General features: G+C 52.6%; 1 rRNA gene. It reads right to left on the reverse strand.

The window, feature by feature from the left end:
• Positions 1-485 (reverse strand): 23S ribosomal RNA (locus tag N826_RS39235); the annotation flags it as partial.

Genomic DNA, 485 nt, shown 5'->3' on the forward strand with positions numbered 1-485 from the left:
CCTTCCATTCAGAACCACCGGATCACTAAGACCTACTTTCGTACCTGCTCGAGCCGTCACTCTCGCAGTCAAGCTAGCTTATGCCTTTGCACTAACCTCACGATGTCCGACCGTGATTAGCTAACCTTCGTGCTCCTCCGTTACTCTTTGGGAGGAGACCGCCCCAGTCAAACTACCCACCAGACACTGTCCTCACCCCGGATTACGGGGCCGAGTTAGAACATCAAACATTAAAGGGTGGTATTTCAAGGATGGCTCCACGCAGACTGGCGTCCACGCTTCAAAGCCTCCCACCTATCCTACACATCAAGGCTCAATGTTCAGTGTCAAGCTATAGTAAAGGTTCACGGGGTCTTTCCGTCTTGCCGCGGGTACACTGCATCTTCACAGCGAGTTCAATTTCACTGAGTCTCGGGTGGAGACAGCCTGGCCATCATTACGCCATTCGTGCAGGTCGGAACTTACCCGACAAGGAATTTCGCTAC

Source organism: Skermanella aerolata KACC 11604, from assembly GCF_000936425.1.
GTDB lineage: Bacteria > Pseudomonadota > Alphaproteobacteria > Azospirillales > Azospirillaceae > Skermanella > Skermanella aerolata.